The organism is Sphingomonas sp. TX0543 (assembly GCF_048565505.1).
In the GTDB taxonomy this organism is placed as follows: Bacteria; Pseudomonadota; Alphaproteobacteria; order Sphingomonadales; family Sphingomonadaceae; genus Sphingomonas.
In genome coordinates, this window is the sequence record NZ_JBLZUS010000002.1 from 2,027,897 (window position 1) to 2,042,582 (window position 14,686).

The window sequence follows — 14,686 nt, forward strand, 5'->3', positions numbered from 1 at the left end:
AGCGGTAAGCGATAAAGCGGCGCCGATCTTGCGCGACCGGCGCCGAAGCAGGCTTCAGGCCTTCACGTGCTGCGAGATATATTTGTTCATCTCGAACATCGTCACCTTGTCCCTGCCGAAAACCTTCTTGAGCTTTTCATCGGCAAGAATTTCGCGCTTGTTCTCGGGATTTTGCAGCTTGTGCGACTTTATGTAATCCCACACCTTGCTGATCACCTGGCTGCGCGGCAGCTTGTCGTTGCCGACGATCGCGCCCAGCTCCGGGGAGGGCTGGACGGGCGCGTGGATGCCGCCGCTCTTGGTAGTCGTAGCCATTGTATTCCTTCCTGTTGCGCCGGTTGACCGGCCTCTATCGGAATCACGCCTTCGTGAGCGCGCCACGCTTGTGCGCCGCCTTTTCGTCAATGTCACGCCTTAGCATGGCGATAGCGCCCGGTTTCGTCGCAGGGGCGAGCCTGGATGTCCGGCTGATTTGGGAAGGCCCCGGTTCCCCGAAGGAAACCGGGGCCACCCAGCATCAGAACTTGAACCCGGCAGCTACGCCATAGCGGCGGGGTTCGAGCGTGAAGATATTGGTGAACAGGCCGGATGACTGATCGGTCAGATACTCACCCGTGATGGCGTTGTTGTTGAAGATGTTCTGGATGAAGCCGCGCACGAACCAGCGGTTATCCGGGCCATTGAGCTGAATCTGCGCGTTGGCGACCTCATAGCCGGGGATGCGATTGACACGGCCGTTGAAGATATTGCCGTAGCTCTCGCCAGTGTAGGTGAGATCGGCGCGTGGCACGATGCTCATCCCATTGTCGAAGTTGAAGGTCTTTTCGATTCCGGCGGAAAATTTCACCACTGGCGCCTGCGGCAGTTCATTCCCCTTGATGCTTTGTGCAACGCCGTCCCCAAGCACCTCCACGCCATAAGCGGCACGCAAGGGCGCGAAAGCGGCGCCGGCGAGCGCGGAACAGACGCTGAATGCGCCGGTTGACTTGATCCCGCCGTCGGCAGGAAACGCTGTCGGCCCCTGCAGGGATGGGCTGATCAGGCCGTTGGCCACGGTAACGAAAGTATTAGTGGCAGTAGCGTTGCCTGCCACGGTCGGGATCACGGCGCAGTTGGATGCGTTGGTGATATCCTTGATGATTACGGCATCCGAACGTCCGCCGCCCGGGTCGCGCTGGTTTATATACAGCTTGGTGCTCGTCACCTTGGTGTGGAGGTAGCTCGCGCCCATGTTGATCGACCAGTCGGGCGCCGGACGGAAGAATGCTTCCGCTTCCACGCCATAGATATCAGCATCGATGTTGTCGTTAACCGAAGTACGCGCAACAATTCGGCTCAGCTGCAAACCCTTGTACTTATAATAGAAGCCAGTGAGGTTTAACGTGAAGCGACCGCCATCGAACGTATTCTTCGATCCGATTTCGAACGCGTCCACCTGCTCCGGCGCGAATGTCGACGAAACGACCAGATTTGGCACCTGAACCGGAGGATTGAATCCGCCCGACTTGTACCCGCGCGAATAGGAGGCGTAGAGCATATGATCTTTGCTGAATTTGTAATCGAGAACGGCTCGACCAGTTACGCGATCGAAGCCGGCGTTTTGAATATTGATGGGGGTGACACCCAACGGTGAATCGAAAGCGCTGCCGGTCTGGCTGTACGGAACCAGGAAGCTCGCCAGCGTCGATCGGGAAGCGACCGACTTCTTGTCGTTGTTATAGCGTACCCCTACGGTCAGCTTTAGCTTGTCGCTGAAATCATAGTATGTCTCGCCGAAAATGCCGTACGATTTCAGACCAAAGGAAATCGTGTTGTTATAAAAATACGGTGTTCCGAGATATGAAGGCGGAATAGGGGATGTCGGGGTAGATTTTCCAAGAGAAGAAAAGCTGCCAAGCAACCCTGAAATATAATCCAGCCCGAAGCCATTCACATAATAGTCACCGTTGCGGACCGTGGCATTCACGTAAATGCCGCCGAGCAGAAAATTGAACTTGCCGTCGAAGTTCGAAGAGATGATGCCTTCCACCGACCAGTCGTGCGTTTTCTGGTCGGACCTGTCGAACGCCAGCGGCACGTTGCTGCAATTCGCCTGTCCGCCGAAAACGCCCAGACCGTTCTCTACCGGCTGTGACGTGCACAGGGCTCCGGTTGGGCCGTTCGGGATCAGGGCATTTGCGAGCGGTGTCAGATAGGCGCCGACCGCGGGACCATAGGCGCCGGCGGCGGCAGCGGCGAGATTGTTCAGCGCTGGCTGGATCAGCGAGCGATTTTGCACGCCGAGGTTATAGTCCTGCGAGGAATCAACCATGGTTTCGTGATAGAAACCCGTCAATTGCGCCTTGATCGAGCCAAAGTTGTGCTCGATCCGCGCCTGCAGTTGCAACTCGTCGGTAACGTACGTCGGCGAATAAGCCGTATAGACCTGCCGTGGGTCGGTGAGGATCGGATTGCCCGTATAGCTGTCCGGGCCGTACACCGAGCCGAGCGCGAAGTTCTGCGGCGCAGGGATGCCGTTCACGCCCAGCAACTGCGAGCTGCCCAGCACGCCCGCCAAGGTGGCGTTGCTGTTGACCCGGCCCGAATCGAGCCGGTTGTTCAGACAGCCGAGGACGCCGGTCGGATCGGTCTGGCAGAGCTGCTTCTGGATGCGGAGCCGGTTGTCCTTCTCCTTGAAATAGCTGCCGACGAGATCGACCGTGGTGTCGATTGTCGGCTCCCACCGGATCGAGCCGCGGACGGACCACATATCGCGGCCGTCGAGCTTCTGCCCGTTATACACGTTGGTCGTATAACCATCGCGATTCAGATAGAAGCCGGCGAGGCGCACGGCGAGCGTGTCGGTGAGCGGCACGTTCACCATCGCTTTCACGCGCACCGAATTGTAATTGCCATATTCGGCCTCGCCGGAGGCTGCGAACTTGTCCGTGCGGGGTTTGGCCGTGATGAAATTTAACACGCCCGACGTGGCGTTACGGCCGAAGAGCGTGCCCTGCGGCCCGCGCAGCACTTCGACGCGCTCGAGATCGAAATATTCGGTTTCGAAGATGCGGGTGGCGAGCAGCGGGGTGCCGTTCAGATGGATCGCGGTCGCCGCGTCGCACGAGATGCCGACGCAAAGGTCGCCGATGCCGCGGATCGTGAAGCTCGATCCGGTGAAATTGCCCTTCGAGAAGGTGATGTTCGGCAAGGTCAGCTGGAGGTCGGAGGCGTTATCGATCTGCTGCTTTTCCAGCGATTCCGCCGTAAAGGCGGAAACGGCGATCGGCACGGCCTGCAGGGTTTGCGACTGGCGCTGCGCGGTAACGACGATATCCTGCGGCATCGTGCCGGTTGACGATCCCTGCTGCGCCCATGCGGGGCTGGCAACAGCGATCGTCAAAGCCGATGCGGCCAACAAAGTGGATTTGTTCATCTGCATCCCCCTCCTAAGGTCCGCGCCGTTCTGTTGCCGGTTTCGCGGGTTTGATGGTGCGGTATGGAGATTAGCGTTCGGGAATTTGCGAAGTCAAACCAAATCATATCCACGGTTGCACGGAGGGGTATCGGCTGTGTCCGAAAGGAAACAGTTGCATTGAGGGACTTAATGTCGTGGAGCGTTGGGAGAGGGTTTTCGCAAATGCGGTATGATCGATCAGGGAGAATTATGTGACCGAGCAAAATCCCGGCGAGCGCCGGGCGCCGGATGGCAAGGTGGAAGTGCCCGGCGACGTAGCGGAAGCCGTGCGAACGCTCATCCGCTGGGCTGGCGATGATCCCACGCGCGAAGGTCTGCTCGATACGCCGCAACGCGTCGCGCGTGCCTGGCGCGAATATTGCGCGGGTTACGGCGATGACCCTGCGAAGCATCTGTCGCGCGTGTTCGAGGAGGTCGGGGGATATGATGAGATCGTGCTGCTGAAGGATATTCCCTTCCAGTCGCATTGCGAGCACCATATGGCGCCGATCATCGGGAAGGCGCATATCGCCTATCTGCCCCGCAATCACGTGGTCGGCATTTCAAAGCTGGCGCGCGTTCTGCACGCCTTTGCCCGCCGTCTCCAGGTGCAGGAACGGCTGACTGCGGAAGTGGCGGATTGCATCTGGACCGGCCTGAAGCCGCAGGGGGTCGCCGTGGTGATCGAGGCCAGCCACGCCTGCATGACGGCGCGCGGGGTGCGCACGCCCGGCGTGGCGATGGTCACGAGCCGGATGATGGGCGTGTTCCGCGATGACGAGCGCAGCCGCAAGGAGGTGCTCGCGCTGATGGGCCAGAAGGGGTGACGCGCCGCCGCAACGTGCTGGTGACCGGCGGCGCAAAGCGGCTCGGCGCCGCGATCGCCCGCGCGATCGCCGCGGCGGGGCATCGGCCGGTGATCCATTATGGGACATCGCGTGCGGAGGCGGAGGCGCTGGCGCGCGCGACGGGCGGCGTGACGGTCGCCGGCGATCTGGCCGATTCGCGCGAGCTTCCGGCCATGTTCGCGCGCGCGGCGGCGGCGGCGGAAGGTATCGTCGACGGGCTCGTCAACAGCGCCTCGCTGTTCGAGTTCGATCGGCCGGAACGGATCGATGCCGCGCTCGCGTCGCGGCTGTACGCCGTCAACAGCCTCGCGCCGGCGATTCTCGCCCAGGCGCTGGCGAAGCAACCGGGGCTGGAGGACGGCGCGATCGTCAATCTGCTCGATCAGAAGCTCGCCAATCCGAACCCGGATTTCTTCTCCTACACGCTTTCCAAGCACGCCCTCGCCGGCGCGACGGAGATGATGGCGCTGGCGCTCGCGCCGCGTGTGCGCGTCAACGCGGTTTCACCCGGGCTGACGCTGCCCAGTGGCGATCAGACCGCCGGGGAATTCGATCGCGTTGCGCGCGCGAACCTGCTGGAGCGGCCGGTGGGGGCCGATCAGATCGCGCAGGCGGTCGTCTATCTGCTCGACGCGCGCAGCGTGACCGGCCAGAATTTATTCGTCGATTGCGGTCAGCGCTTCCTGAAACGTGATCGCGATGTGATGTTCGAAGGGCGTGATGGCTGAATATACGACGATTCTGGAGGGGCTCGAGGTTCGGATGCTGCTTGGCATCCATCCGCACGAGCAGGCGCCGCAACGTGTCCGTCTCACGGTGGAGATGACGGTCGACTATCCGTCCCCGCCGCGTTGCGATGCGATCAGCGAGGTGCTCGATTACGATTTCGTGCGCGAACGTATCCGCGCGCTGAGCGAAGCGCGCGGTTTCGCCCTGCAGGAAACGCTGTTGGATACGATCGCGGCGCTGTGCTTCGAGGATCCGCGCGTCCGGCGGGTGCGGGTGCGCTCCGTTAAGCCGGATATTTATCCCGATGCGGCGGTCGGCTGCGAGATCGTCCGCACGCGCTGAGCGGCGCGTAATTGCCAACCGGCCGGTGCGCGCCTACATGGCGCGAAAATCCAGCAGCCAAGATCTGATCGACGGAGCCACCGAACCGCCATGGCCGTGCAATATACCTATGTCATGAAAGGTCTGACCAAGACCTTCCCCGGCGCCAACAAGCCGGTGCTCAACAACATCCATCTCCAGTTCCTGCCGAGCGCGAAGATCGCGATCATCGGCCCGAACGGCTCCGGCAAATCCACCCTGATGAAGATCATGGGCGGCATCGACACCGAATTCCAGGGCGAGGCCTGGGCGGCGGAGGGCGTTCGCGTCGGCTATCTCCCGCAGGAGCCGACGCTCGATCCCACCAAGACGGTGATCGAGAACGTCCGCCTCGGCGCCGGCCCGGTCGTCGGCATGATCGAGCGATTCAACGCGATTTCCGCGGAAATGGGCGATCCGAAGGACGATACCGATTTCGACGCGCTGATGGAGGAAATGGGCGATCTTCAGGCGAAGATCGATGCGGCGGACGGCTGGAGCCTCGACAGCCAGCTCGAACAGGCGATGGAGGCGCTGCGCTGCCCGCCGTCCGACGCGCCCGTCACCAATCTTTCGGGGGGTGAGCGTCGTCGTGTGGCTTTGTGCCGGCTGCTGCTCGAAAAGCCGGATATCCTGCTGCTCGACGAGCCGACCAACCATCTCGACGCCGAAAGCGTCGGCTGGCTGGAGAATTTCCTCGCGGAATATACCGGCAACGTCATCCTCGTCACGCACGATCGCTACTTCCTCGACAACGTCGTCAACTGGGTGCTCGAGCTGGATCGCGGGCGTTATTACACCTACGAATCGAACTATTCCGGCTATCTGGAAAAGAAGGCCAAGCGGCTCGAGCAGGAAGAGCGCGACGAGGCGGGCAAGCAGAAGGCGATCGCCGACGAGCTGGCCTGGATGCGGCAAACCCCCAAGGCGCGTCAAACCAAGTCGAAGGCGCGTATCCGTGCGTTCGACGAGCTCATGGCCGCGCAGGAGAACCGCGCCGTCGGCAAGGCGCAGATCCTTATCCAGATCCCCGAACGGCTCGGCGGCAAGGTGATCGAGGCGAAGGGGCTGACCAAGGCCTATGGCGACAAATTGCTGTTTGAGAACCTCGATTTCACGCTGCCGCCCGGTGGCATCGTCGGGGTGATCGGGCCGAACGGCGCGGGCAAATCGACCCTGTTCAAGCTTATCACCGGCCAGGAACAGCCCGATGGCGGAACGATCGAGGTCGGCTCGACCGTGAAGCTCGGCTATGTCGATCAGAGCCGCGACGATCTCGATCCCAACAAGAACGTGTGGGAGGAGATTTCGGACGGCGTCGACATCTTCCGTTTCGGCAAGCAGGAACTGGGCACCCGCGCCTATGTCGGCGCGTTCAACTTTCGCGGGCCGGATCAGCAGAAGAAGGTCGGCCAGCTCTCCGGCGGCGAGCGCAACCGCGTCCACATGGCGAAGATGCTGAAGGAGGGCGGCAACGTCCTCCTGCTCGACGAGCCGACCAACGATCTCGACGTGGAAACGCTGCGCGCGCTGGAAGAGGCGCTGGAAAGCTTCGCGGGCTGCGCCGTGGTCATCAGCCACGATCGCTTCTTCCTCGATCGCCTCTGCACCCATATCCTCGCATTCGAGGGCGACAGCCATGTCGAATGGTTCGAGGGGAATTTCGAAAGCTATGAGGAAGACAAGCGCCGCCGCATGGGCGATGCCGCCGATCGCCCGACGCGGCTGGCGTACAAGAAGCTGACGCGGTGATGATGCGTACGGGCGCGGACGAAGCTGCCGCGCCCAAATACAGCCATGTCGAGCGGGAGCGGCGTTTTCTTGTTGAGCGGGCGTTGCTGCCCGCGCTGCCGCCCGCGCATGTGCTGATCGAGGATCGCTACATCACCGCCACGCGCGTGCGCCTGCGCCGCATGACCGACAGCGCGTCCGGCGAGATCGCGTACAAGCTCGCGAAAAAATACGAGGCGGATGATCCGCTCGCCCGCGCGATGGTCAACGCCTATCTCACCGCTGCCGAATATGAGGTCTTCGCCGCCTTGCCGGCGGCGCTGATCGTCAAGCGGCGACACGCGCTGCCGATGGGCGGCGCCGAATTCGCCGTGGACGTGTTCTCGCAGCGGCTTGAGGGGCTCGTGCTCGCCGAGATCGAGGCCGGCGACGCGGATGCGCTGGCCGCGATCCCGATCCCGCCCTGGGCAGCGCGCGAGGTGAACCATGATGCGCGCTATCAGGGCGGCGCGCTGGCGGCGCTGGATCGTGCGGCGGCGGCGCTGCTGATCGCGGCACGATAACGTCCGCCGCGCCGCACGGCGGAGGCTGACGCGGCTTATCTGCGCTCGGTCGCGCTCTGGTTGCGCACCGCCAGGAACTCGCTGCCCGCGCTCCAGCGCGGCCACACGCCGGCCTTCGACAATTGCCTGCCCATCGCGAAGAACAGGTCGACGTCCTGCGCCGCGCCCGTGAAGTTCCAGTCGGACGACCAGGCGTCGCAGGTCTTGTGATAGCAGGCCATATAGCCGTCCAGCCACTTCTGCCCCGCCTCGCGGCCGCCTGCCTTCAGGTCCGGCGCGCCGCCCAATGCCATCAGCAGCAGCGATGGCACGCCGCGCCGCACGACCGAGAAATGGTCCGCGCGGTAGAACAGCCCGCGCTCGCTCGCCGATTCGGGCGTGATGACGCGCCCCTGCGCCTTCGCGGCGTCGCCAAGCAGCGTATCGAGTGAGGAATTGCCCGCACCGACCAGCACCACATCCTTCGCCGGGCCGCCGGTCTGGAGGATGTCGAGCGTCAGGTTCGCGGCGGTCCTGGCCAGCGGATACAGCGGATGCGCGGCATAATATTCGGAGCCGAGCAGCCCGCGCTCCTCGCCTGTCCACAAGGCGAAGACGAGGGTGCGGTCGGGCCTGGGGGCGGCCTTGAACTGGCGTGCCAGCTCCAGCACGCCGGCGGTGCCGAGCGCATCGTCGTTCGCGCCGGGGCGCAGCGTCTTGCCGCTCGCGTCCGGCGGACCCTCGCCATAGGCGTCCCAATGCGCGCCGAACATCACCGTCTCGTCCGCCCGCTTCGCGCCGGGGATCCGCGCGATCACGTTCGCGCTCTCGATGCGCTCCGCCTTCACCGGCAGATCGGCGGAGAAGCGCGGCTTCAGCTCGATCGGGCGGAACGCCGCCGAGCGCGCCGCGACGCGCAACCGGGCAAGATCGAGCCCGGCGGAGGCGAACAGCCTGTCCGCCGCCTCGTGCGAGAGCCAGCCCTGAAGCGGCACCCGCGCATCGTCCGCCGCACGCACGATATCGTAATTCTCGCCGTTCGAGGCATTGGCGGTGGACCAGGGATAGCCCGCCGCATCGGTATCGTGGACGATCAGCGCGGCCGCCGCGCCGCGCCGCGCGGCCTCCTCGTATTTGTAGGTCCAGCGGCCGTAATAGGTCATGCGGTTGCCGCCGAACCGGCCCACGGCATCCTCGCCCGGCTGCGCCACGAAATCGGGATCGTTGACAAGGAAGACGACAACCTTCCCGCGCACGTCCACGCCCTTGAAATCGTCCCATTTCGCTTCGGGTGCGGAAACGCCGTAGCCCACGAACACGATCGGCGCGTCCTTGATCGCGATATGCGCATCCCCGCGCACCGTCGTCATCGACACGTCGGTGCCCTGTACCAGCGGCACGCCGCCGGCGCTGATCGTGCCCGCGCCGATCCGGGTGTGGATGAGCGGCACGCGCTGCACCCAGCTTCCGTCCGCCGCGCCCGGCTCCAGCCCGAGCTTTCTGAACGCACCCGACAGCCATTCGATCGTCGTTTTCTCGCCCGCGGTGCCTGGCGAGCGGCCCCCGAATTCGGGCGAGGCGAGGGTGCGAACCGTATCCGACAGGCGCTGCGGATCGGTCTGCGCGGCGGCGGGGGTGGCGAGCGCGGCGACGAGCGCGACGAGGGGAGGGAGGCGCATGAGAACTCCTAGCGAACGCGGCGCACGAAGACGCGGCCGTCGTCGCGACGCTCGGCTGCGAAATTGGGGACAGACTGGATCAGGTCCGACAGCCGCTTGAAACCGTAATTGCGCACGTCGAAGCTGGAGCGGTTTGCGGTGAGCTGCCCCATCTCCGACAGGCTGACGAAGCCGCGCTCGTCCCGCTTCACATTGTCATAGGCGTCGATCAGCAGCTTCACGAGTTCCGGGTCCACGTTAGATTTGCGCGCGGCGGTGGTGGTGGGCGTGGCGCTGCTGGCGGGGGTGGCGGGCGACGGGGCGGGCGTCTCTATCAGCTTGTCGACGTCGATGAAGCGGGTGCAGGCGTTCTGGAATGCCTGCGGCGTGCGGCTCGCGCCGAAGCCATAGACGTCATGACCGTCCTGCCGGATGCGCATCGCCAGCGGCATGAAATCGCTGTCGGATGACATGATGCCGAAGGCGCGCACGCGCCCGCGATAGAGCAGGTCCATCGCGTCGATCGTCATCTTCATGTCGGTGGCGTTCTTGCCTTTGGTCAGGTCGAACTGCTGTTGTGGCTCGATGCCGTATTTCACGGTCATGTCGTGCCATCCCTTCAGCTCCGGCTTGGTCCAGTTGCCATAGACCCGGCGGACGTTGACGCTGCCCAGCTCGGCGAGCACGGTGAGCACGGGGTCGATCGCATGCCACGATGCATTGTCCGCATCGATCAGCAGCGCGACGTTGAGATTGCGATTGTCGTCGGTCATGCCGCCTGATCGCCCCCGGCGCGTCGGCCGTCAACCGTGCGGATAAGTTATCGTCATCACTTCATATTCGCGTTCGCCGGCGGGAAGCGATACGCGGCGCAGATCGCCGACGGTCGCGCCGCGCAGCGCGCGCGCGATCGGGGCGTTCCAGCCGATCCGCCCGTTCCCGGCGTCCGCCTCGTCGTCGCCGACCAGCGTGAGCGTGCGATGATTGTCGTCCTCGTCCGCCACCGTCACGGTCGCCCCGAAGAACACGCGGCTGCGATCGGGGGACTGCGCGGGATCGACCACCTTGGCCGCCTTCATCCGTTTCGACAGCCAGCCGAGCCGCCGGTCGATCTCGCGCAGGCGCTTGCGGCCGTAGATATAGTCGCCGTTTTCGGAACGATCGCCGTTTCCCGCGGCCCACGCGATCGTATCGAGCAGCGCGGGGCGCTCCTTGCCGAACAGCGTTTCATATTCGGCGCGCAACGCCGCACAGCCGGCGGGCGTGATGTAATTGGGGCGGTCCACCGATCAGCCCCGTTTCGAGCGTCCGAGATACCAGCTCAGGTTCGCCGGGCCGCGGCTGCGCGCGCGTTGCGGGTTCATCAGGTCATAGACCACCGCATTCTCCAGCACGCGCTGCACATAGCTGCGCGTTTCGCTGAACGGGATCGCCTCGACCCAATCGACCCAGTCCACCGTGCCGGTGCGCGGATCGCCATTCGCGGCGAGCCATTTGTTCACGTTGCCCGGCCCGGCGTTATAGGCCGCGATCGCCAGCGGATAGCTGCCGAACTGCTTGAAGATCCGCTGGAAATAGGTCGATCCGAGCTGGACGTTATAGCCCGTGTCGCTGGTGAGCGCGCCGACGTTGTAGGCAAGGCCCATTTTGGCGGCCTGTTCGCGCGCGGTTCCCGGCATCAGCTGCATCAGCCCGCGCGCGCCCGCGCCGGAAACGGCCATCCGGTCGAAATTGCTCTCCTGCCGCGAGATCGCATGGATCATTGTCCATTCGTCCTCATAGCCGCCGGGGACCGGGACGGTGGGAAAGCCGGTCGCGACATATTCGGTCAGGCCGTTGATCATCGCCTTGCGCCCGACGAGCACCCCCAGATCGGGGCGGCCGAGCGCGCGCGACAGCTCATCGGCGAGCAGGTGATCGGTATCGCTGGTGGCATCGGCGGCGATCTGTTTCACGAACGCCGTCTGATCCTGCCAGTCGTTGATCGAGCCGAGGAACTGCGCGACGCGAACCACCTCGCGGCCGTAGAATGCGGCGCGCGCGGCCGGGCTGGCCGGGCTTGCGCTCACCGCCGGCGGCGGCACGAGCGTGCGCGCCAGATGCTCGTTGGCGAGCAGGCCGTAATATTGATCGCGGAAGCCCGCGGCGCGCTCGAAAAAGCCGCTCGCCTCGGTGGTGCGGCCGGCGGCCTCGGCGGCGCGCGCTGCCCAGTAGAAGCCTTTCGCGCGCGTTTGCGGCGCGATCGTGCCGCGACCGTAGCGATCGAACAGCGGCATCGCGTCGGCCGGGCGATTGAGCCTGTTGAGCGCGGCCTGCCCGGCCAGCCAGACGAGATTGGTATATTGATCGCGCTCGCCATAGGATTTGGTCGAGACATCGGTCCCGGCGGGATAGGCGTCGTCGACCTGCCGCGCGATGTCATAGGCGGTCTGCCACTGCCCGTCCGCCGCGGCGCCTTTCGCGGTGGCATAGAGCACGAGATAGAATTTCTCGGGATTGCCGGGGCGGTTGATCCCCGGCGCCCGCGTGCGCGCAAGCCAGGCGCGGGCGGCGAGCGGGTTGGTGCGGCCGAGCCAGGTGGCCTTGTCGGCGATATATCCCGCGTCGCGCTCGCCGATCGCGTCATATTGCGCGGCGAGGTCCGCGGCGTTCGCCGCCCCGCTGCGGAACGCCAGCCGCGCCTCGAGCAGCGGGCGTTGCGATGCGGAGACCAGCGTGATCTGGCGCGCCGCGACGCTGGTGGCGCCCTGCCACAGCAGCGTATCCATGCGGGCGTCGTGATCCTCGGTGCGCAGCGCGCCGCCGAATTGCTGGAGCAACGCCGCCTCGTCGCTGGCCGAAAGCGTGCCGCGCCGCCACGCCGCGCGCGCCTCGTCATTGGCCTGCGCGATCGCCCCGGTCGCCGCCAGCGCGCGTGCATAAGCCAGGCCGCCGGCCGCCGATTGCGGCGGGAAGCGGCGGAAATAGGCGATCAGCGCGGATGGCGAGGCGGTGCCCGTCGCGGCCTGCCTCTCCGCCGCCCGGCGATTGGCGCTTTCCCCGGGCCAGCCGGGATGCGCGAGCAGGAACGTGGCGTAGCTGTCGAACGGCAACGCATCGGTCTGCTGCAGCGTCTTCCACTGCGCGAACGATTGCGCCAACCCGTTCACATTCGCGGCGGGCACGACGCGAACCGGAGCGGCCGCCTGCGTCTCCGTCTGTTCGGCACGCGCATTCGCCATGCGCGTCACGTATGAATCGTCCCTGTCCTGCGCGAGCGCCAAAGCCGCGCCGGCCCCTGCGAGCAATCCGATCAACACACCTGCCTTCAATCCAGTCACCATGTGGACAGAGTAGCGGCTCTACCCGTATCTGTCCTGAACGAACCTACCATCTTCGCGCATTCAGGAACGCAAAATCATGTTTTCCGGCTCTATTCCGGCGCTTGTGACGCCATTCGACGCGCATGGCGCCTTTATCGAATCGGCGTATCGCGATCTCGTCGAGTGGCAGATCGCCGAAGGCTCCGCCGCACTGGTGCCATGCGGGACTACCGGGGAGGCGGCCACGCTGACCAAGGAGGAGCAGTTCGCGATCGTGCGCACCTGCGTCGATCAGGCGAAAGGCCGCGTGCCGGTGATCGCGGGCGCGGGATCGAACGATACCCGCGTCGCCGCCGCGAACCTGATCGCTGCGAAGGAGGCGGGGGCGGATGCGGCGCTGATGGTGCCGCCTTATTACAATCGCCCGTCGCAGGACGGCATCTACCAGCATTTCGCGGCGCTGGCGGCGAATGCCGCGCTGCCGATCGTGCTCTATAACGTGCCGGCACGCACCGTTACCGATATCCAGCCGGAAACGCTTATCCGCATCGTTTCCGATTTCCCGTCGGTGTTCGTGGCGGTGAAGGATGCGTCCGGGGTGCTCCAGCGGGTGTCGCAGCATCGCGCCGCGCTGGGCGATGGTTTCTGCCAGCTGTCGGGCAATGACGATCTCGCGCTTGCCTTCAACGCGATGGGCGGTGTGGGGTGCATCTCGGTCACCGCCAATGTCGCGCCGCGCCTGTGCGCGGATATGCAGAAGGCGTGCGCAGCGGGCGATTACGCCGCCGCGCTTGCGCTGCACGACCGGCTTTTCGCGCTGCATCTCGCGCTGTTCACCGATGCGTCGCCCGGCCCGGTGAAATATGCCATGACGAAGGTGCGCCCCGAGTTCCCCGCTGGCCTGCGCCTGCCGATGACCTGGCCGGGGGAGGCCTCGCGGGCGGCGGTGGACGCGGGGCTGGCGCGCGCGGCACTGTAACCTTACATCGCACCCAATATGTCGCGTCCCAAGCCCGCCACCTTCGACAAGAAGAAGATCGTCGCCGAAAACCGGCGCGCCCGGTTCGAATATTCGATCGAGGACAAGTTCGAGGCGGGGATCGTCCTCACCGGCACCGAGGTGAAGTCGCTGCGTTTCGGCGAAGGCTCGATCGCGGAAAGCTATGCCGAGGTGAACGAAGGCGGCGTCTGGCTGATTAATTCGAACGTGCCCGAATTCAGCCACGGCAACCGCTTCAATCATTCGCCGCGCCGCCCGCGCAAGCTGTTGCTGCACGAGCGCGAGATCAACAAGCTTCACGGCGCCGTCGCGCGTCAGGGCATGACGCTCGTGCCGCTGTCGGTCTATTTCAACGGGCAGGGCCGGGCGAAGGTCGAACTGGCGCTCGCCAAGGGGCGAAAGGATCACGACAAGCGCGCCGCCATCAAGGAGCGCGAGTGGAAGCGCGAGGCGGGGCGCGTGCTGCGCGAGCGCGGCTGATGGCATCAGAAAGGCGTGGGTTGTGGCAGCGGTTCGCCGCGTGGTGCGGTCGTAACCTGCCCACGCGCGAATCGATGGAGCAAAGCCGCCTGCTGCGCCCGGTGGCGCATCGCGTGCTGGCGCCGCATCTGTGGCGGTTCACGCGCCGGTCGGTGCCGCGCGGCGTGGCGCTGGGGATGGTGACGGGCATCCTCTTCCCGGTCGCGCAAATCCCGTTTTCCGCGCTGCTGGCGCTGCCGTTGCGCGCGAACATCCCGGCGGCAGCGCTCACCACCTTCATCACCAATCCGCTGACCACCCCGCCGCTGTGGGTCGGCGCTTACTGGATCGGGAAGTGGGCGCTGCACATCGATACGGCGCTGCCCGGTGATCCGGTGCGCGATGCGGTGGAATCGGGCTGGATGCAGTGGCTGATGTCGGATGCAGCCCCCGCCACCGCGATCGGGCTGCTGATCGTGAGCGCGTCGTTCGCGATCGGGGGCTATTTCCTGTCGATGGTCGGCTGGCGGGTGTGGATCGCGCGCAAGTGGCGAAATCGTCGCATTCGCAACTAAGATTGACGAGGCGTGTCATCGGCGTACATCACGGTCATCCCGCTTT

Annotated in this window: 14 protein-coding genes; 8 read left to right on the forward strand and 6 right to left on the reverse strand. The window is 64.8% G+C overall.

Annotated elements, in window-relative coordinates; genetic code table 11:
- Positions 1-54 precede the first annotated feature (54 nt).
- Positions 55-315, reverse strand: coding sequence for an SWIB/MDM2 domain-containing protein (locus tag ACM61V_RS10325; RefSeq protein ID WP_137785587.1), 261 nt, complete (start codon positions 313-315; stop codon positions 55-57).
- Positions 316-517: 202 nt separating this feature from the next.
- Positions 518-3,415 carry a TonB-dependent receptor gene (locus ACM61V_RS10330; RefSeq protein WP_137785586.1) on the reverse strand — a complete coding sequence of 966 codons (2,898 nt, stop codon included), beginning with the start codon at positions 3,413-3,415 and terminating at the stop codon, positions 518-520.
- Positions 3,416-3,648: 233 nt separating this feature from the next.
- On the opposite strand from ACM61V_RS10330, the gene folE reads away from it, so the two are divergent.
- From folE to ACM61V_RS10355, 5 genes are all read left to right on the forward strand, one after another.
- Complete coding sequence (gene folE / locus ACM61V_RS10335) at positions 3,649-4,263, forward strand: GTP cyclohydrolase I FolE (protein WP_137785585.1); 615 nt, start codon at positions 3,649-3,651, stop codon at positions 4,261-4,263.
- Positions 4,260-5,012: an SDR family oxidoreductase gene (locus ACM61V_RS10340; RefSeq protein WP_137785584.1), complete on the forward strand. Its 753-nt coding sequence runs from the start codon at positions 4,260-4,262 to the stop codon at positions 5,010-5,012. Before folE ends, ACM61V_RS10340 begins: the two co-directional genes overlap by 4 nt.
- Positions 5,005-5,355, forward strand: a complete 351-nt coding sequence (locus tag ACM61V_RS10345; protein WP_137785583.1) for a dihydroneopterin aldolase — start codon at positions 5,005-5,007, stop codon at positions 5,353-5,355. The genes ACM61V_RS10340 and ACM61V_RS10345 overlap by 8 nt, the downstream gene beginning before the upstream one ends.
- A 90-nt stretch (positions 5,356-5,445) precedes the next feature.
- Complete coding sequence (gene ettA, locus ACM61V_RS10350; RefSeq protein ID WP_137785582.1) at positions 5,446-7,125, forward strand: energy-dependent translational throttle protein EttA; 1,680 nt, start codon at positions 5,446-5,448, stop codon at positions 7,123-7,125.
- Positions 7,125-7,667, forward strand: a complete 543-nt coding sequence (locus ACM61V_RS10355; RefSeq protein ID WP_137785581.1) for a hypothetical protein — start codon at positions 7,125-7,127, stop codon at positions 7,665-7,667. Before ettA ends, ACM61V_RS10355 begins: the two co-directional genes overlap by 1 nt.
- A gap of 35 nt (positions 7,668-7,702) precedes the next feature.
- Here ACM61V_RS10355 and ACM61V_RS10360 read toward each other — a convergent pair whose 3' ends face one another.
- From ACM61V_RS10360 to ACM61V_RS10375, 4 genes are read right to left on the reverse strand one after another with little or no spacing between them, the layout of a single operon-like run.
- A complete protein-coding gene (locus tag ACM61V_RS10360; protein ID WP_137785580.1) occupies positions 7,703-9,325 on the reverse strand; it encodes a M20/M25/M40 family metallo-hydrolase in 1,623 nt (540 codons plus the stop codon).
- Between the two features lie 8 nt (positions 9,326-9,333).
- Positions 9,334-10,077 carry an NYN domain-containing protein gene (locus ACM61V_RS10365; protein WP_419713973.1) on the reverse strand — a complete coding sequence of 248 codons (744 nt, stop codon included), beginning with the start codon at positions 10,075-10,077 and terminating at the stop codon, positions 9,334-9,336.
- 30 nt (positions 10,078-10,107) lie between these two features.
- Positions 10,108-10,590: a transcription elongation factor GreB gene (greB, locus tag ACM61V_RS10370; protein ID WP_419713974.1), complete on the reverse strand. Its 483-nt coding sequence runs from the start codon at positions 10,588-10,590 to the stop codon at positions 10,108-10,110.
- 3 nt (positions 10,591-10,593) lie between these two features.
- Entirely contained in the window at positions 10,594-12,627 is a 2,034-nt protein-coding gene (locus ACM61V_RS10375) for a lytic transglycosylase domain-containing protein (protein ID WP_137785975.1), read from the reverse strand.
- A 76-nt stretch (positions 12,628-12,703) separates the two neighbouring features.
- Here ACM61V_RS10375 and dapA point away from each other — a divergent pair, with 76 nt between their 5' ends.
- From dapA to ACM61V_RS10390, 3 genes are all read left to right on the forward strand, one after another.
- Positions 12,704-13,585 carry a 4-hydroxy-tetrahydrodipicolinate synthase gene (gene dapA, locus ACM61V_RS10380; protein ID WP_137785976.1) on the forward strand — a complete coding sequence of 294 codons (882 nt, stop codon included), beginning with the start codon at positions 12,704-12,706 and terminating at the stop codon, positions 13,583-13,585.
- An 18-nt stretch (positions 13,586-13,603) separates the two neighbouring features.
- Entirely contained in the window at positions 13,604-14,086 is a 483-nt protein-coding gene (gene smpB, locus ACM61V_RS10385; RefSeq protein ID WP_137785977.1) for an SsrA-binding protein SmpB, read from the forward strand.
- Positions 14,087-14,160: 74 nt separating this feature from the next.
- Entirely contained in the window at positions 14,161-14,640 is a 480-nt protein-coding gene (locus ACM61V_RS10390) for a DUF2062 domain-containing protein (RefSeq protein WP_419713975.1), read from the forward strand.
- Positions 14,641-14,686 lie beyond the last annotated feature (46 nt).